Origin of the sequence: Mycolicibacterium doricum (assembly GCF_010728155.1) — a bacterium.
Taxonomy (GTDB): domain Bacteria; phylum Actinomycetota; class Actinomycetes; order Mycobacteriales; family Mycobacteriaceae; genus Mycobacterium; species Mycobacterium doricum.
The window spans coordinates 220,038-236,989 of record NZ_AP022605.1; the positions used below are offsets into that span (position 1 = coordinate 220,038).

At 69.0% G+C, this 16,952-nt stretch carries 16 protein-coding genes; 11 read left to right on the forward strand and 5 right to left on the reverse strand.

Going from position 1 to position 16,952, the window contains the following annotated elements; translation table 11 throughout:
• Positions 1–65 precede the first annotated feature (65 nt).
• From clpB to G6N07_RS01060, 9 genes are all read left to right on the forward strand, one after another.
• Positions 66–2,612 (forward strand): ATP-dependent chaperone ClpB, encoded by a 2,547-nt coding sequence (gene clpB, locus G6N07_RS01020; RefSeq protein ID WP_085189481.1) that lies wholly within the window; start codon positions 66–68, stop codon positions 2,610–2,612.
• 231 nt (positions 2,613–2,843) lie between these two features.
• A complete protein-coding gene (ttfA, locus tag G6N07_RS01025; RefSeq protein WP_085189483.1) occupies positions 2,844–3,710 on the forward strand; it encodes a trehalose monomycolate transport factor TtfA in 867 nt (288 codons plus the stop codon).
• Positions 3,711–3,725: 15 nt separating this feature from the next.
• Complete coding sequence (locus G6N07_RS01030) at positions 3,726–4,499, forward strand: SDR family NAD(P)-dependent oxidoreductase (RefSeq protein WP_085189485.1); 774 nt, start codon at positions 3,726–3,728, stop codon at positions 4,497–4,499.
• Between the two features lie 121 nt (positions 4,500–4,620).
• Positions 4,621–5,277 (forward strand): TrmH family RNA methyltransferase, encoded by a 657-nt coding sequence (locus tag G6N07_RS01035; protein WP_085189487.1) that lies wholly within the window; start codon positions 4,621–4,623, stop codon positions 5,275–5,277.
• Positions 5,278–5,376: 99 nt separating this feature from the next.
• Positions 5,377–6,549, forward strand: a complete 1,173-nt coding sequence (locus tag G6N07_RS01040; protein ID WP_085189489.1) for a glycoside hydrolase family 76 protein — start codon at positions 5,377–5,379, stop codon at positions 6,547–6,549.
• On the forward strand, positions 6,546–8,396 hold the full coding sequence (gene nhaA / locus G6N07_RS01045; RefSeq protein ID WP_085189491.1) for a Na+/H+ antiporter NhaA: 1,851 nt from the start codon (positions 6,546–6,548) through the stop codon (positions 8,394–8,396). The genes G6N07_RS01040 and nhaA overlap by 4 nt, the downstream gene beginning before the upstream one ends.
• A gap of 90 nt (positions 8,397–8,486) precedes the next feature.
• A complete protein-coding gene (locus tag G6N07_RS01050; RefSeq protein ID WP_235849657.1) occupies positions 8,487–9,329 on the forward strand; it encodes an alpha/beta fold hydrolase in 843 nt (280 codons plus the stop codon).
• Positions 9,330–9,352: 23 nt separating this feature from the next.
• Positions 9,353–10,264 carry an LLM class F420-dependent oxidoreductase gene (locus G6N07_RS01055; protein ID WP_085189496.1) on the forward strand — a complete coding sequence of 304 codons (912 nt, stop codon included), beginning with the start codon at positions 9,353–9,355 and terminating at the stop codon, positions 10,262–10,264.
• 117 nt (positions 10,265–10,381) lie between these two features.
• Positions 10,382–11,404 (forward strand): nitronate monooxygenase, encoded by a 1,023-nt coding sequence (locus G6N07_RS01060; protein WP_085189497.1) that lies wholly within the window; start codon positions 10,382–10,384, stop codon positions 11,402–11,404.
• Here G6N07_RS01060 and G6N07_RS01065 read toward each other — a convergent pair.
• A complete protein-coding gene (locus G6N07_RS01065) occupies positions 11,401–12,096 on the reverse strand; it encodes a VTT domain-containing protein (protein ID WP_085189499.1) in 696 nt (231 codons plus the stop codon). The two genes, G6N07_RS01060 and G6N07_RS01065, sit on opposite strands and share 4 nt — an antisense overlap.
• A gap of 157 nt (positions 12,097–12,253) precedes the next feature.
• On the opposite strand from G6N07_RS01065, the gene fbaA reads away from it, so the two are divergent.
• On the forward strand, positions 12,254–13,291 hold the full coding sequence (gene fbaA, locus G6N07_RS01070) for a class II fructose-bisphosphate aldolase (RefSeq protein ID WP_085189501.1): 1,038 nt from the start codon (positions 12,254–12,256) through the stop codon (positions 13,289–13,291).
• On the opposite strand, the gene G6N07_RS01075 is transcribed toward fbaA, so the two are convergent.
• Positions 13,288–13,992 (reverse strand): Rv0361 family membrane protein, encoded by a 705-nt coding sequence (locus G6N07_RS01075; protein ID WP_085189503.1) that lies wholly within the window; start codon positions 13,990–13,992, stop codon positions 13,288–13,290. The two genes, fbaA and G6N07_RS01075, sit on opposite strands and share 4 nt — an antisense overlap.
• Before the next feature lie 98 nt (positions 13,993–14,090).
• Between G6N07_RS01075 and G6N07_RS01080 the strand changes: the two genes are divergently transcribed.
• Positions 14,091–14,507 (forward strand): DUF3151 domain-containing protein, encoded by a 417-nt coding sequence (locus G6N07_RS01080; RefSeq protein WP_085189661.1) that lies wholly within the window; start codon positions 14,091–14,093, stop codon positions 14,505–14,507.
• A gap of 19 nt (positions 14,508–14,526) precedes the next feature.
• On the opposite strand, the gene G6N07_RS01085 is transcribed toward G6N07_RS01080, so the two are convergent.
• From G6N07_RS01085 to G6N07_RS01095, 3 genes are read right to left on the reverse strand one after another with little or no spacing between them, the layout of a single operon-like run.
• Positions 14,527–15,426 (reverse strand): cation diffusion facilitator family transporter, encoded by a 900-nt coding sequence (locus tag G6N07_RS01085; protein WP_085189505.1) that lies wholly within the window; start codon positions 15,424–15,426, stop codon positions 14,527–14,529.
• A 52-nt stretch (positions 15,427–15,478) separates the two neighbouring features.
• Positions 15,479–16,258, reverse strand: coding sequence for a site-2 protease family protein (locus G6N07_RS01090; RefSeq protein ID WP_085189507.1), 780 nt, complete (start codon positions 16,256–16,258; stop codon positions 15,479–15,481).
• A gap of 43 nt (positions 16,259–16,301) precedes the next feature.
• Positions 16,302–16,916 carry a peptidase M50 gene (locus G6N07_RS01095; RefSeq protein WP_085189509.1) on the reverse strand — a complete coding sequence of 205 codons (615 nt, stop codon included), beginning with the start codon at positions 16,914–16,916 and terminating at the stop codon, positions 16,302–16,304.
• Between the last annotated feature and the right edge of the window lie 36 nt (positions 16,917–16,952).

Sequence of the window (16,952 nt, forward strand, 5' to 3'; positions counted from 1 at the left end):
ACAGACTCAATATTGACCGCGTTGAGTAAGGCGAGAAGCATTCCAACCAGACGATCGGAGGTGTCGTGGACTCGTTCAACCCGACGACCAAAACCCAGGCGGCGCTGACTTCGGCGTTGCAGGCGGCCAGTGCCGCCGGCAATCCGCAGGTCGCGCCCGCCCATTTGTTGATGGCATTGCTGACCCAGAACGACGGCATTGCCGCACCCCTGCTCGAGGCCGTCGGCGTCGAACCCGCGACCGTTCGCACCGAGACGCAGCGCCTCATCGACCGGCTGCCCAGCGCCAGCGGCGCCAGCAGCCAGCCGCAGCTGTCCCGGGAGTCGCTGGCGGCGATCACCGCCGCTCAGCAGCTCGCGACCGAGATGGACGACGAGTACGTCTCCACCGAGCACCTGATGGTCGGCCTGGCCACCGGCGACGCGGACGTCGCCAAGTTGCTGACCGGCCACGGCGCATCGCCGCAGGCCCTGCGCGAGGCGTTCGTCAAGGTCCGTGGCAGCGCCCGGGTCACCAGCCCCGATCCCGAGGGCAGCTACCAGGCGCTGGAGAAGTACTCCACCGACCTCACCGCGCGCGCACGTGAAGGCAAGCTCGACCCGGTAATCGGCCGGGACACCGAGATCCGCCGCGTCGTGCAGGTGCTCTCCCGTCGTACCAAGAACAACCCGGTGCTGATCGGCGAGCCGGGCGTCGGCAAGACCGCGATCGTCGAGGGCCTGGCCCAGCGGATCGTGGCCGGTGACGTGCCCGAGAGCCTGCGCGACAAGACGGTCGTCTCCTTGGACCTGGGCTCGATGGTGGCCGGCTCCAAGTACCGAGGTGAGTTCGAGGAACGGCTCAAGGCCGTCCTGGACGACATCAAGAACTCGGCAGGTCAGATCATCACCTTCATCGACGAGCTGCACACCATCGTCGGCGCCGGTTCGACCGGCGATTCCTCCATGGACGCCGGCAACATGATCAAGCCGATGCTCGCGCGCGGCGAGTTGCGGCTGGTCGGTGCCACCACGCTCGACGAGTACCGCAAGTACATCGAGAAGGACGCCGCGCTAGAGCGCCGATTCCAGCAGGTCTACGTCGGCGAACCCTCGGTGGAGGACACCATCGGCATCCTGCGTGGCCTCAAGGAGCGTTACGAGGTGCACCACGGCGTGCGCATCACCGACTCCGCACTCGTCTCCGCTGCGACACTCTCTGATCGCTACATCACCGCCCGCTTCCTGCCGGACAAGGCCATCGACCTGGTCGACGAGGCGGCCTCCCGGCTGCGCATGGAAATCGACTCCCGGCCCGTCGAGATCGACGAGGTAGAGCGGCTGGTCCGTCGCCTCGAGATCGAGGAGATGGCGCTGGCCAAAGAAACAGATGAAGCGTCCGTCGACAGGCTGGAGAAGCTGCGCGGTGAGCTGGCCGACTACAAGGAGAAGCTCGCGGAGCTCACCACCAGGTGGCAGAACGAGAAGAACGCCATCGACACCGTGCGGGAACTGAAGGAGCAGCTGGAGGCGCTGCGTGGCGAGGCCGACCGGGCCGAACGCGACGGCAATCTGGAGAAGGCTGCCGAGCTGCGCTACGGCCGCATCCCCGAAGTCGAGAAGAAGCTCGACGCGGCGGTGCCACAGGCCGAGGCGCGCGAGGACGTCATGCTCAAGGAGGAGGTCGGACCCGACGACATCGCCGAAGTGGTGTCGGCGTGGACCGGTATCCCGGCGGGCCGCATGCTCGAGGGTGAGACCGCCAAACTGCTGCGCATGGAAGACGAGCTGGGCAAGCGCGTCGTCGGCCAGCGCAAGGCCGTGGTGGCCGTGTCCGATGCGGTGCGGCGCTCCCGCGCCGGGGTCGCCGACCCGAACCGGCCGACCGGATCCTTCATGTTCCTGGGCCCGACCGGTGTGGGTAAGACGGAGCTGGCCAAGGCTCTGGCGGAGTTCCTCTTCGACGACGAGCGAGCGATGGTCCGCATCGACATGAGCGAGTACGGCGAGAAGCACTCCGTCGCTCGACTGGTCGGTGCACCTCCGGGATACGTCGGGTATGACCAGGGTGGTCAGCTGACCGAGGCGGTGCGCCGTCGGCCGTACACGGTGGTGCTGTTCGACGAGATCGAGAAGGCCCACCCGGACGTGTTCGACGTGCTGCTGCAGGTGCTCGACGAGGGCCGGTTGACCGACGGTCAGGGCCGCACGGTCGACTTCCGCAACACCATCCTCATCCTGACGTCCAACCTGGGCGCCGGCGGTACCGAGGAGATGGTGATGGCTGCGGTGCGCTCGGCGTTCAAGCCGGAATTCATCAACCGGCTCGATGACGTCATCGTCTTCGACGGGCTCAATCCCGAGGAGCTGGTCCACATCGTCGACATCCAGCTGCAGCAGCTGGCCAAGCGGCTCGCGCAGCGCCGGTTGACGCTGGAGGTGTCGCTGCCGGCGAAGAAGTGGCTGGCTCAGCGCGGGTTCGACCCGCAATACGGCGCCCGGCCGCTGCGCCGGTTGGTTCAGCAGGCCATCGGCGACCAGTTGGCCAAGATGCTGTTGGCCGGCGAGGTCCACGACGGCGACGTCGTAGCGGTCAATGTCACCCCGGACGGCGAGACCCTAGTGCTGGGATGAGCGCTTGCGCGAAGACCCTAGTGCTGGGATGAGCGCTTGCGCGGGATGAGTTGCAGCTGACCGTTGACTCTGCGCGGAGGGCGGTGCGCACACGCACTTCCTCGCCCTCTTCGCAGAGTCAACGTCAGTGCAGTGGCGTGTGTGACTCGAGAGGCGCGGACAACGCCCGAAACGGGGTTGTGACCAACTTGAGTTCGGGCGAAAGCGGTACCAGCAAGTAGGCTGGGTCCGATGGTCCCGCTCTGGTTCACGCTGTCTGCGCTCTGCTTCGTGGGCGCAGCCGTGCTTCTCTACGTCGACATCGACCGTCGACGCGGGCTCGGCCGACGCCGGAAGTCGTGGGCCAAGTCGCACGGCTTCGACTACGAACACGAATCCGCCGACATCCTCAAACGCTGGAAACGCGGCGTGATGTCCACTGTCGGCGACGTCACCGCCAAGAACGTCGTGCTCGGTCAGATCCGCGGCGAGGCGGTGTTCATCTTCGACCTCGAGGATGTCGCCACCGTGATCGCGCTGCACCGCAAGGTCGGCACCAACGTCGTCGTGGACATGCGGCTCAAGGGCATCAAAGAGCCCCGCGAGAACGACATCTGGCTGCTCGGGGCGATCGGTCCCCGCATGGTGTACTCCACCAACCTCGACGCGGCCCGCCGCGCCTGTGACCGGCGCATGGTCACCTTCGCCCACACCGCCCCAGACTGCGCCGAGATCATGTGGAACGAGCAGCATTGGACGCTGATCAGCATGCCGGTCAACAGCACGCGGGCCCAGTGGGACGAGGGTCTTCGTACCGTGCGGCAGTTCAACGACCTGCTGCGCGTGCTGCCGCCGATCCCGCAGACCGACTCCGTGCAAGCGGTGGCCCGGCGTAGCGGTTCACCCAGCCGGCCCACCACTCCCGCGCCGCATCGGCAGCCCGAACCGCCGCAGGGCCGCCCCGACGCCGGCCGTCCCGGCTTGGCCGCCCCGGCCCGTCCGTATGGGCAACGTCCCGACGCCGGCCGTCCCGACCGTCCGCCCGCAGCGCGGCCGGACACCGCGCCCCGGACCCCGCCGGCGCGCAACGGGCACCAGTCGCCCAACTTCCAGCGCTGAGCGCGCCCACCCGCAATGCCCCGCCCCGTTGCGCTGATCACCGGACCGACTTCCGGCCTCGGTGAGGGCTTTGCGCGTCGCTACGCCGCCGACGGCTACGACCTCGTCCTCGTCGCCCGTGACCAAGCCCGTCTCGGCGCGCTCGCGGGGGAGCTCCGCAAGGCCGGCGCCGGCGTCGAGCTGCTGCCCGCCGACCTGGCCGAGGCCGACGACCGCACAAAAGTCGCCGAGCGGTTGTCCCAAGGCGTCCGGGTGCTGGTCAACAACGCCGGATTCGGCACCTCCGGAGAGTTCTGGACCGCCGACTACCCGCTACTGCAATCCCAGCTGGACGTCAACGTCACCGCGGTCATGCAGCTCACCCACGCAGCTCTCCCCCCGATGCTCGACGCGCACGCCGGCACCGTCATCAACGTCGCGAGCGTGTCGGGTCTGCTTCCCGGTCGCGGGTCGACGTACTCGGCGTCCAAGGCGTGGGTGATCGCGTTCTCCGAAGGGCTGGCCAACGGGCTCGGTGGGACCGGGGTCGGGGTGCACGCCCTGTGTCCCGGCTTCGTCCGCACCGAATTCCACCAGCGGGCCGGCATCGAGATGTCCGGTACGCCTTCGTGGATGTGGCTCGACGTCGACGACGTCGTCGGCGACTGCCTCTCCGACGTCGCCAAGGACAAGGTCGTCATCGTGCCCGGTGTGCAGTACAAGGTCATGACGACCGTCAGCCGGCTGGTCCCGCGGCACCTCGTCCGCGCCATGACCAGGACCGTTGGCCGCGGTCGCGGCCGAACCTGATCGCCGTGGGCGCGCTCACCGCCGTCGCCGTGACGGTTCCGCTCGTCGCGGTCACCGGCTGCTCGGACTGCCGAGGATCGACCGACACCTACGCCGCGCCGACGCGCGCTGTGGAGCACCGATGACTGAGGAACCGGGTCCCACCGAATGGGGTGAGGGCCCTGGCGTCGGGCCGTGGTCCGTAGAGAGAGCCGGTGACCCGCCCGACGATCCGCGCTACGATCCGGACCTGCTGCGTGACGGCGACACCCGCAACGTCGTCGACGGCTACCGCTACTGGGCCCGCGAGGCGATCGTCGCCGACATCGACGGGCGCAGACACCCGCTGCACATCGCGATCGAGAACTTCGGCAACGACGCCAACATCGGCGCGGTGGTGCGCACCGCCAACGCCTTCGCGGTCGACACCGTGCACATCGTCGGCCGGCGCCGCTGGAATCGCCGCGGCGCCATGGTCACCGACCGCTACCAGCGCCTCCGCCATCACGACGGCACCGCCGAACTGCTCGACTTCGCGGCCACAGCGGGCCTGACCGCCGTCGCAGTCGACAACATCCCCGGTGCGGTGCCGCTGGAACACACCGATCTCCCGCGGGACTGCCTGCTGATCTTCGGTCAGGAGGGCCCCGGTATCACCGACGACGCGAAAGCCGGTGCACGGCTGACGGTGTCAATTGCCTCGTTCGGCTCGACACGGAGCATCAACGCGGCCGTCGCCGCCGGCATCGCCATGCACACCTGGATCGTCCAGCATGCCGACCTCAGCAAGGCCTGGTAGTAGTTCGGAGATCGCCAGGTCGTCGAGGGCCGCCATCAACGAGCCGCCCGCAGCCCGGGAACGGTATCAGCGGCCCGGCCGGTGAGGCAGGATCGACCCATGGATCAGCTGTGGGCCAACCGGGCGGCAAGCGCCGAGGCGGCGATCACCCAACGGCACCTTCGACGCCTGTGGGGGTTGCCGGGTACACAGCTCGGCGTGGTGGCCTGGCCGGCGGCCGGACCGCACAAGCGTTTGCGCACCTGGCACTACTGGTGGCAGGCCCACCTGCTGGACTGCCTCGTCGACGCGCAGTTGCGCGAGCCGGATCCGGAGCGTCAGCGACGCATTGCTCGGCAGATCCGAGCACATCTCCTCCGCAACATAGGCCGGTGGACCAACGACTACTACGACGACATGGCGTGGCTGGCGCTCGCCCTGGAACGCGCCGGCCGGCTCACCGGTGTGGCGAAGCCCCGCGCGCTCCACACACTGTGTGAACAGCTTGTCAACGCCTGGGTGCCGGAGGACGGTGGCGGCATCCCATGGCGCAAACAGGACCAGTTCTTCAACGCACCGGCCAACGGCCCGGCCGGGATCTTCCTGGTCCGTTATGACGACCGGCTGCGACGGGCTCAGCAGATGGCCGACTGGATCGACGAGGTGCTGATCGACCCGGACACCAAGCTGGTGTTCGACGGGGTCAAGGGCGGATCGCTGGTGCGCGCGCAGTACACCTACTGCCAGGGCGTGGTGCTCGGGCTGGAAACCGAACTGGCCGTGCGCATCGGCGCCGGTGAGCACGCCCTGCGGGTGCACCGACTGGTTCGGGCCGTCGCCGAACACATGGCCCCTGACGGCGTCATCAAAGGAGCCGGCGGCGGCGACGGCGGCCTGTTCAACGGCATCCTCGCGCGCTACCTCGCCGTGGTCGCCACCACGCTTCCGGGAGACACCGCCGAGGACATCGCTGCCCGCGACACCGCGCGACGGCTCGTACTCGACTCCGCCGAGGCGGCCTGGGAGAACCGGCAGACCGTCGGCGTTGACGGGGGCGGGCTCCCGCTCTTCGGGGCGTTCTGGGAACGCGCCGCCGAACTGCCCACCGCCGCCGGCCGGCAGGCTGAATCCGTCGAGGGTGCGGTCAACGCCTCGGAGATCCCGGAACGGGATCTGTCGGTGCAACTGTCGGGATGGACGCTCATGGAGGCCGCACACGCGGTGAGCGCTCAGCCCTCCGGCGCGGGATCCACCGAGTCACGGCCCACCGAACCAGGTCCCGCCGGAACATGACCGAGGCGTCCGCCCGCACGCTCAGATCGCTGCCGAGCCGTTTCAACCGGGATCCGAAGACCCCGAGCTCGACCGACAACCGAGCCGCCGCACTGCTGCTTGCCTTCACCGTGCTGGCGGTGCTGTGGGCCAACTCGCCCTGGGCGCAAACCTATTCGACGTTCTGGGACACCGACGTCGCGGTGAGCTTCGGTGAGTACCGCGCCGAGTTGTCGGTCAAACACCTCGTCAACGACGGCCTGATGGCCTTCTTCTTCTTCATCGTCGGGCTGGAAGTCAAGGCCGAGTTCGTGATCGGTGAATTGACCGACCGGTCGCGGGCTGCGGTGCCCGTCGTCGCCGCCGTCGCCGGGCTGATCGTGCCCGCCGTCATCTTCCTCGTGTTCAACCCCTCGGGACAGGACGCACAGGCCTGGGGTGTGGTGATCTCCACCGACACGGCATTCCTGGTCGGCGCCCTGGCGGTGATCAAACCCAAATTCCCGGCCCGCCTGCGGATCTTCCTGTTGACGCTGGCCGTCGTCGACGATGTCGGCGCACTGGGCGCGATCGCGCTGTTCTACACAGACGATCTGATCCCGGCACCGCTGGCGGTCGCGGCACTGCTCATCGCCGCGCTGGCGGGCGTGCGCAAACTGCCCTCTCTTCGCGGACCCGCCTACGCCGTACTCGGTTTCGCCCTGTGGATCGCGCTGTACCTCGCGCACGTGCACCCGACACTGGCGGGTGTGGCTGTGGCCGTGCTGATCCCGGTATTCACTCCGGACCGCAAGCAGGTCGAGCAGACCCTCGGCCTCGTGCGGGCGTTCCGTCAGTCACCCAATCCGCAGTACGCCAGGGCGGTGACACGCGGCTTGCGCGAATCGGTCTCGATCAACGAGCGGCTGCAGACGGCCGTCGGTCCGTATGTGTCGTTCCTGGTGCTGCCCATCTTCGCCCTCGCCAACGCCGGTGTGCACCTCGACGAGGAGACCGTCGCCGCCGCCATGAGTTCGACGCTGACCTGGGGCGTGGTGGCCGGGTTGGTGATCGGGAAGTTCGTCGGGATCACCGCGGCCACCGCACTGATGAGTGCCACCGGGTGGGGCCGACTGGCGCCCGGGCTCTCGCTGCGGCGGGTGGCGGGCGGAGCGGCCCTGTCGGGGATCGGTTTCACGATCTCGCTGTTCATCGTCGACGTCGCGATCGAGGACCCGGCCCGTCAGGACCTGGCCCGCGTCGGCGTGTTGATCGCTTCGCTGCTGGCGTTCACGTTGAGCTGGGCGCTGTTCCGGCTCACCGACCGGGTCAGCCCACCCGAACCCGTCGGCCTGACCCTGGTGCGTGCCGTCGACCCGCAGCGCGACCACATCCGGGGCCATCCGGACGCGCCGCTCATCCTCGTCGAGTACGGCGACTACGAATGCCCGTTCTGCGGCCGCGCGACCGGCGCCATCGACGAGGTGCGCGCTCACTTCGGCGACGACCTGCTGTACGTGTGGCGCCACTTCCCGCTGCAACGTGCGCACCCGCGGTCGTTCGACGCCGCCCGCGCCAGCGAAGGCGCCGCGCTGCAGGGCAAGTTCTTCGACATGGGCCGCGAGTTGTTCGCCCACCAGGACGACCTGGACTGGTCGGACATGTACCGCTACGCGGTCGCGATCGGGCTGGACATCGAACAGTTCGACCAGGATGTCCGGGTCCACCCCTCGAAGGTGCTGCACCGGGTGCGCGACGACGCGCAGGACGCCGAGGTGATGGACCTCAACTCCACGCCCACGTTCTTCGTCAACGGGAAGCGCCACAAGGGGCCGTGGGATGCGGCCAGCCTGATCCGCGCGCTGGAGGCCGGCCGACCACCGCACTGAGCGTCCGCTCAGGACGCCTGGTTTGGCGAGCGTGAGAGATGTGCTGGACACCCGTTCCGTGAACTTTCCCGAGGTGCCATGCTGAGCGGTATGGATCAGTACCGGCGCGACGGCCTGGTGTTCGATGTGCGTGACGAGGGACCGGCGGACGGCCCGGTTGTGGTGCTGCTGCACGGATTCCCCCAGCGCAACAGCAGCTGGGACGCGATCATCGAGCGGCTCACCGCGCAGGGCTACCGCTGCCTGGCGCCGAACCAGCGGGGATATTCGCCCGGCGCGCGGCCGCGGCGCCGCCGTGACTACCGCATGGCGGAACTGGTCGCCGACGTCGGCGCGCTGATCGACGCCAGCGGCGCGCAGCGCGTGCACGTCGTCGGCCACGACTGGGGTGCGGCGGTCGCGTGGAGCGTCGCCGCGGAGATGCCCGAGCGGCTCGCCACGGTGGTCCCGGTGTCGGTGCCGCATCCGGGAGCGTTCCTCAAGGCGCTCGCGACCAGCAGGCAGGGCCTGGCGTCCTGGTACATGTATTTCTTCCAGCTGCCCTATGTGCCCGAACTACTGCTGACCCGGCGACGGGGCGCGTTGGCGACGGGGGCGCTGCGCCGCATGGGACAGACCCAAGCCGCCGCCGAGCGCGACGTCGCCGCCATGCTGGAACCGGGAGCCCTGACCGCAGGCATCAACTGGTACCGCGGGATGCCGTTGATGGATCCGCGCGCCACCGGCGGCAAGATCACCGTGCCGACGATGTTCGTGTGGAGCGACGAGGATCCCGCGCTGCTGGCCAAGGGCGCCTACGACACCGCGCGCTACGTGTCGGGGAAGTACCGGTTCGAGATCATGTCCGGGGCCTCGCACTGGATCCCCGAGGAACGGCCCGACGAACTCGCGGGCCTGCTGCTGGAGTGGTTCGCCGCCCACCCGACCACCTGAGCCCGCACCGTACGGTTGGGGCAGTGGGTGATCCCAGCAAGTCGATCGTCGAATTCCCCGCCCGCATCGGTGTCTGGTGGGCCAGTGAGACGTGGTCGATCACCGACGCGCAGGACGTCGCAAGGGAGATCGAGGCGCTCGGCTTCGGCTCACTGTTCATCCCCGAGGTGGCGGGCAAGGAGTGCCTGACGCAGTCGGCGGCGTTCCTGGCGGCCACCGACCGGCTGGTAGTCGGTACCGGCATCGCCAACATCCACGTTCGGCTGCCCTCGGCGGCGGAGACCGGGGGGCGCACGCTGGGCGCGCTGCACCCGAACCGCTTCGTGCTCGGGCTCGGAGTGAGCCACGCTCCGCTGGTCGAACACGCGATGGGCGGGACGTACGCGAAACCGCTCGCGACCATGCGCACCTATCTCGAGCGGATGGCCGCGGTGTCCGAGGCGATCGAACCCGGTGCGCCGCGGCCGGTCCGGCTGCTCGCGGCCTTGGGCCCGAAGATGATCGAGCTGTCCGGGACCTACGCCGACGGTGCCCATCCGTACCTCGTCACGCCCGGGCAGACCCGCACCACACGTCAGATCCTCGGGCCGGACAAGTGGATCGTCTCCGAGCAGGCGGTCGCGATCGGCGGCGACGACGCCGACCAGCTGCGTCGCGCGCACCAACACCTCGACGTATACAGCGGGCTGCCGAACTACCGGAATTCCTGGTTGCGTCAGGGATTCGACGAATCGGATCTGGTGCGCGGCGGCTCGGATCGATTGGCCCGCGCGATCGTCGGCATGGGATCGGTCGAGCAGGCCGCCGCCTCGGTGACCGCACACCTCGACGCCGGCGCCGACCATGTGGTGCTGCAGGTCCTCGGCGACGATCCGACGGCCGATCCGCGGCCGGCGCTGCGTGAGCTCGCCGACGTGCTGGGGCTCAGAACGTAGCTCTCAGCGCGGCGGAGCCCTCCACTATTGGGGACATGCGGGGCCCTGCGGCGGAACTTCGGGGGACACGACGCCGACGGCCGCATTCTCGTGGCACGATCACCACGAGGAGCATCGATGACGTCACCACTGACCGACCTGGGTGTCCGTCTACCCGTGATCGCCGCACCCATGGCGGGCGGCGCCACGACCGCCGCCATGGTCAACGCGGCCGCCGCCGCGGGCAGCCTCAGTCTGCTCGCAGCGGGGTACAAGACGCCCGAAGCCCTGCGGACGGAGATCGCGACCGTGCGCGCGGCGTCGGTCCCGTTCGGCGTCAACGTCTTCGCGCCGAACCCGGTGCCCATCGACGTCGACGCCTATCGCCGGTACGCGGCCGCCGTCCAATCCGAGGCGGACCGCTATGGCCTGACCCTGCCCGCCGACCCGAATGACGACGACGATGCGTTCGACGCGAAGATCGACCTGCTGCGCGCCGATCCGGTGCCGATCGTGAGTTTCACCTTCGGCCTGCCCGGCGGCGACGTCATCCGGGCGTTGCAGAAGGCCGGCACCACGGTCGTTCAGACCGTCACCTCGGTGCAGGAAGCCGAGGCGTCCGCGGCCGCCGGGGTCGACATGCTCGCCGTGCAGGGGTGGGTCGCCGGCGGGCACTCGGGCACCTTCACTCCCGAGCGCATGCCCGCACCGGTGCCGCTCACCGACCTCGTGCGACAGGTGCTCGACAAGGTCGGTCTACCCGTCATCGCGGCAGGCGGACTCGCCGCCGCCTCTGAGGTGACAGCGGTGCTGCGCGCCGGGGCGTCCGCCGCGGCCGTCGGCACAGTGCTGTTGCGAGCCGAGGAGAGCGGCGCCTCGGCCTCCCACAAAGCCGCGCTGGCTGATCCATCGCGCACCGAGACGGTCCTCACCCGTGCATTCACCGGGCGCCCCGCACGCGGGCTGCGCAACCGGTTCATCGACCGGTTCGAGGCCTCCGCGCCGCTGGGTTATCCCGCGATCCACCACCTGACGAGCCCGCTGCGCAAAGCGGCGGCCGCGGCCGGCGACTCCGACGTCATCCACCTGTGGGCCGGTACGGGCTACCGGCACGCCGCCGAGAAGCCGACAGCGGCGATCCTGACCGAGCTCGCCGGTTAAGCCAGATCGATCGGCCGAGCGGCGATCCCGGCCTGCTTCGCGGCGCGGCGCCGCTTGTAGTACTCGATGAACATGGGCGCGACTGAGGCCAGCACGATGGCGATGAAGATCGGTTCGAGCAGCTTCTGGATGATCTCGAACTGGCCGAGGGTGTAGCCCAGCAGCACCAGCCCGACCCCCCAGACAACGGCGCCGAGGATGTTGAACAGCGCGAAGACCGGATAACTCATCCGGGCAGCGCCCGCGGTGAGGGGGGCCAGCGTCCGCACGATCGGCACGAACCGGGCGAGCACGATCGCGAACGGTCCGCGCGCCTCGAAGAACAGATGCGCCTCGTCGAGGTACTTCTGCTTGAGGAACCGGGCGTCGGGTTTGAACATCGCCGTGCCGACGTTGCGGCCGATCCAGTAGCCGACTTGGCCGCCCAGGATCGCGGCGATGGGGATGAAGACCAGCAGCTGCCACAGCTGGAAGTTGATCGGCTCACCGCCGTCGGCGGCCACCGCGGCCGTCCCGGCCGCCAACATGCCCGCCACGAACAGCAGCGAGTCACCGGGAAGTACCGGGAACAGCAGCCCGGATTCGACGAAGATCACGACCAGCAGGCCCACCAGCGCCCAGGTCCCGAAGTAGCCGAGCAGCGTCATCGGATCCAGGAAGTCGGGCATGAGGGCCAGATGGGTGGTCGTCATGGGTACCCAAGATACCGGTCCAGGGTTGCCGCCACCCGGAGCGAGCCGTTGACCCTCGTCCACGTCGGCCGAGGCCTACGCCGCGATGGACCAGCGCCGCGCGGTACCGCTTGGTTCTCACCAGGTGATCACGCCCGAATAGGGGGATACTTCCTCTATGCCGATTGCCACCCCTGAGGTGTACGCCGAGATGCTGAACCGCGCCAAGCAGCATTCGTTCGCGTTCCCCGCCATCAACTGCACATCGTCGGAGACCGTCAACGCCGCCATCAAGGGATTCGCCGACGCCGGTAGTGACGGCATCATCCAAGTTTCCACCGGCGGAGCCGAATTCGCCTCCGGGCTGGGCGTCAGGGAGATGGTGACCGGCGCCGTCGCGCTGGCCGAGTTCGCCCACGTGATCGCCGAGAAGTATCCGATCACCGTCGCTTTGCACACCGACCACTGTCCGAAGGACAAACTCGACACCTACGTCCGCCCGCTGCTGGCCATCTCCGCCGATCGCGTCGCCGCGGGCGGTGACCCGCTGTTCCAGTCGCACATGTGGGACGGATCGGCCGTGCCGATCGACGAGAACCTCACGATCGCGCGGGAGTTGCTCGCACAAGCCGCCGCGGCCAGGATCATCCTCGAGGTGGAGATCGGCGTGGTGGGCGGCGAAGAGGACGGCGTCGAGGCCGAGATCAACGACAAGCTCTACACCACGTGGGAGGACTTCGAGAAGACCATCGACGCCCTCGGCGCGGGTGAGCGCGGCCGGTATCTGCTGGCCGCCACGTTCGGCAACGTGCACGGCGTGTACAAGCCCGGCAACGTCAAACTCAGGCCCGAGGTGCTGGCGGAGGGACAGAAGGTGGCCGCCGCGAAGCTCGGCCTGGACTCCGACGCGCAGCCTTTCGACTTCGTGTTCCACGGCGGCTCCGGGTCGTTGAAGTCCGAGATCGAGGACGCGTTGCGCTACGGCGTGGTCAAGATGAACGTCGACACCGACACCCAGTACGCGTTCACCCGGCCGATCGCCGGGCACATGTTCACCCACTACGACGGTGTCCTCAAGGTCGACGGCGAGGTCGGCGACAAGAAGGTCTACGACCCGCGCAGTTATCTGAAGAAGGCCGAGGCGGGAATGGTCGAACGGGTCGTCGAGGCCTGCCGGGATCTCCACAGCGAGGGCCGCTCGGTCACGGCGAGTTAGGGCGACGGGGCCTGGCAGATCTTCCACTGGTCGTCGCGGAACTCCAGGTCGAAGCTCCGGGTCGAGCGGGTCTGCGGGGCGTAGGCCATGAATGCGGTGACGTTGGCCTCCGCATGGTCGCCGTTGACGACGATCTGGTCGATGCTGGCGACTACCGGGTACTGCTTGGCGGCGGCCACCCGTTTGTGGGTCTCCTCCCACGCCTTGTCGTCGTAGTTGACGTAGCTGTCGCGCTTGGCGCCGCAGGTGATGCTCCGCAGTGTCGCCAGATCGCCGCTCTGGATCGCGACGTCGAACTGCTCGATTGTCGCGCGGACCTGGTCCTCCTGCGAAGTCGCCGACCCGGACCCGCGGGTCAGCAGGATCGTGCCGAGGATCGCGATCGCCACGAGCGCAGCGATGACCAACACGACGGCCACCACCCAGCCCCAACTGCGCCGCCCCTGCTGCGGCGGCGTGGGAGCGTCTCCGCGTGGAGGGATGACCTGTGGGCCGGCGGCCTTCTGCGCGGCGAACGGGTCGGTGGCGGATCCGGTGTGGCCGGTCTCCGGCCTCGGGAACACCTCGGTCGCGGGCTCTGGCGGCGGATCGATCTTCTGGGTGGATCCGGCGTCGAAGCTCGACGGCGCGGTGAAGCGGCGTTCACCGTCCGACGGCACGGCCGGCTCGTCACCCTGTTCGGGCCCTCGTGGGTTCGACATCCCGCTGCGTTCCTCCTCCGACGACGCTACTGATGGAGCTTATCGACCGATTCGGGCCGATGACCGCTCGCCGCGACCGGCACGGCACAATGTGTCCCATGACGCGGATGGGCGACCTTCTCGGACCGGACCCGGTACTGCTGCCAGGTGACCCTGAAGCGGAAGCGGAACTCGAGGCGAACGAGAACCCGGCGATCGTGGCCGCGGCCCATCCGTCGGCGTCGGTCGCGTGGGCCGCTCTTGCCGAGGAGGCGCTCGCCGACGACAAGGCCGTCACCGCCTACGCGTACGCCCGCACCGGCTACCACCGCGGACTCGACCAGCTGCGCCGCAACGGCTGGAAAGGCTTCGGCCCGGTGCCCTACCGGCATGAGCCCAACCGCGGGTTCCTGCGCTGTGTGGCCGCGCTGGCCCGCGCGGCGGACACGATCGGCGAGACCGACGAATTCCAGCGCTGCCTCGACCTGCTCGACGACTGCGATCCGTCGGCGCGGGCGGAGTTCGGGCTGAGCTGAGCGACGGGCCCGGCCCGCGCTACCAGTCGTTGCTCTCGCAATTGCAGTCGGCGGTGTCGCCCGGCGGTTCGACCTGCACTGTCGCATGGTCGAGGCCGCGGGCGGCCAGCACCGAGCGGGCGTCGTCGAGGACCCGAGCCGAATCGCGCGCCGACGTCAGGTGCGCGGTGACGACGTCCTTGCCGGGAACCAGCGTCCACACGTGCAGATCGTGTACCTCGGTAACACCCTCGACGTTGCCCAGCGCCGTCCGCAGTTCGTCGACGTCGATGTGCGCCGGCGACGACTCCGAGAGGATCCGCAGCGCCGCCCGCGCCAACGAGATCGCCCGGGGCAGCACCCACAGCGCGACGAACACCGCGACGACGACGTCGGCGTACGGCCAGCGCGTCGTCACCGTCACGATGCCGGCGATGAGCACCGCGATGCTGCCGACCGTGTCCGCGACGACCTCCAGGTAGGCGCCCTTGACCGCGAGGCTCTCCTTGGCGTCGGATCGCAACAGTAGGACGACGACGGCATTGGCGGCCAGCCCGGCCAGCGCAACCACGATCATCGGTACGCCGGGAACATCCGGTGCGTCGCCGATCCGTTCGACCGCCTCGTAGAGGACGAACACCGCCATCGCGAGCAGCAGTGCGGCATTGGTGACGGCGGTGAACACCTCGGCGCGGTGCCAGCCGTACGTTCGGGCGGGGGAAGCGCTGCCGTGCCGGGCGAGCAGCACCGCGGTCAGACCCATGAACATCGCAACCAGGTCGGTGAGCATGTGCCCGGCATCGGCCAGCAGCGCGATCGAGTCGATCCACAGCGCCGTGACGAGTTCGAGGACGAAGAATGCGGAGAGTATGGCCGCGGCGACGAGCATGCTGCTGACACGGGTGTCGGTCCCGTGCTGGTGATCGTGGCCGGCGCCCATGCCAGCAATCTATGCGCAAAGTCGCATATATCGCAAGGCCCGCGCAGGACGGCTACAGCCAGGCAGACCAGAAGCGCGTCAACTGACCGCCGATTGACGTCAGGGCACTCGGCACCCCGGACAGTTCGGAGAGCCAGTACACCGCGCCGAAGAACCACTGGTTGAGCGTGGGCGCGAACAGCAGGATCAACAAGATGAAGAAACCCCACTGCTTGACGGGCACGAGGGCCCGCTGGGTGTCCGGGCTCAGATGCGGTTCGAGCGCGCCGTAGCCGTCCAGGCCGGGGATGGGCAGCATGTTGAGGACGAACGCGGTGACCTGCAGGAACCCGAGGAACGCCAGACCCGCCCAGAACACGCTGTGCGCCGGGTCGTGCAGCAGGCTCGTCGCCCCGAGCAGCAGGACCGCCAGCACCAGGTTCGCGCTCGGGCCGGCGAGGCTGACCAGTGTCTTCTGGCGCGGTGTCATCCACGATGTCCGCAGGTAGACGGCGCCGCCGGGCAACCCGATTCCGCCGAGGGCGATGAACAGCACCGGCAGCCCGAGCGAGAGCATTGGGTGCGAGTACTTCAGTGGGTTGAGCGTCAGATAGCCGCGGATCTCGACGTCGCGGTCGCCGAACCGGAATGCGGTGTAGGCGTGCCCGAACTCGTGCAGGGACAGCGACACCAGCCAGCCCGCGATCACGAAGACGAACACCCCGGCATACGCCAGTGGCCGCACGGTGTCCATCGCCGTCCATGCCAGGGCCCCGCCGGCGACGGTGATCGCCACGACGGCGAGGAAGACGGGGCTCGGCCGCACCGATTGGCGCAGCGGGCGGATGCTCACGGTTCGACGTTACCGGCCGACGCGCATCCCACCCGGCCGAGCGTCAGCTGACCCGCAGCCAGCCCTCGATGTGGCGGTAGAACGTCGACCGTTTCACCTCACGCGCCCCCTCGACGCCGTCGCGGATCACCCGCGCGCCTGTCGTCCCCAACTGCGCGGCCCGCCCGGCCACCCAGCGGTGCGGCCGTCCGCGTCCGGTCAGCACCGCCGCGCGCAGCCCCGGCATCTCCGCCGTCGGCTCGATCCGTACTCCCGCGACGTCGCCGGAGAACAAGGTGGTGTCGTCGACCACGGCCTCACCGAACAGGTCCTGGCCGACGCCGCGCCACTCGGCCGACCCCACGATCGCGAACCCGGCGTCGTCCCTGATCAGCGGCACCCGCCGGGCAGTGCCGGACAGCGCCGTACGGGCCGTGAGCAGGCCCCGGGCGGTGGCCAGCTCGACGCCGAGCCGTTCGCTGCGCATCAGCCGGGTCAGCACCGCCGCGACGTCCGCGTCGGAACCGACGACGACCAGCCGGCGGGCGGTGGCCGCGGCCGCCTCGATGTCCTCCGAACCGGCTACCTCCACGTTGTCCAGACCGGTCAGTCCGCGTGGTGCGCGGCGTCCGGCGAAGCGGAGCACGACGACGCCGTCGCCCCTGTCTCTGGCACTCAAGAGCGATCCTCCCGACCTGCTGGGATAGGGTGTGTC

Bases quoted from the DNA above. Each gene is read 5' to 3' on its own strand.
- G6N07_RS01085 (WP_085189505.1), bottom strand. From the start codon at position 15,426: ATGGGCGCCGGCCACGATCACCAGCACGGGACCGACACCCGTGTCAGC.
- ttfA (WP_085189483.1), top strand. From the start codon at position 2,844: ATGGTCCCGCTCTGGTTCACGCTGTCTGCGCTCTGCTTCGTGGGCGCA.
- G6N07_RS01040 (WP_085189489.1), top strand. From the start codon at position 5,377: ATGGATCAGCTGTGGGCCAACCGGGCGGCAAGCGCCGAGGCGGCGATC.
- G6N07_RS01035 (WP_085189487.1), top strand. From the start codon at position 4,621: ATGACTGAGGAACCGGGTCCCACCGAATGGGGTGAGGGCCCTGGCGTC.
- G6N07_RS01050 (WP_235849657.1), top strand. From the start codon at position 8,487: ATGGATCAGTACCGGCGCGACGGCCTGGTGTTCGATGTGCGTGACGAG.
- fbaA (WP_085189501.1), top strand. From the start codon at position 12,254: ATGCCGATTGCCACCCCTGAGGTGTACGCCGAGATGCTGAACCGCGCC.
- G6N07_RS01075 (WP_085189503.1), bottom strand. From the start codon at position 13,992: ATGTCGAACCCACGAGGGCCCGAACAGGGTGACGAGCCGGCCGTGCCG.
- G6N07_RS01080 (WP_085189661.1), top strand. From the start codon at position 14,091: ATGACGCGGATGGGCGACCTTCTCGGACCGGACCCGGTACTGCTGCCA.
- G6N07_RS01030 (WP_085189485.1), top strand. From the start codon at position 3,726: ATGCCCCGCCCCGTTGCGCTGATCACCGGACCGACTTCCGGCCTCGGT.
- G6N07_RS01065 (WP_085189499.1), bottom strand. From the start codon at position 12,096: ATGACGACCACCCATCTGGCCCTCATGCCCGACTTCCTGGATCCGATG.
- G6N07_RS01060 (WP_085189497.1), top strand. From the start codon at position 10,382: ATGACGTCACCACTGACCGACCTGGGTGTCCGTCTACCCGTGATCGCC.
- nhaA (WP_085189491.1), top strand. From the start codon at position 6,546: ATGACCGAGGCGTCCGCCCGCACGCTCAGATCGCTGCCGAGCCGTTTC.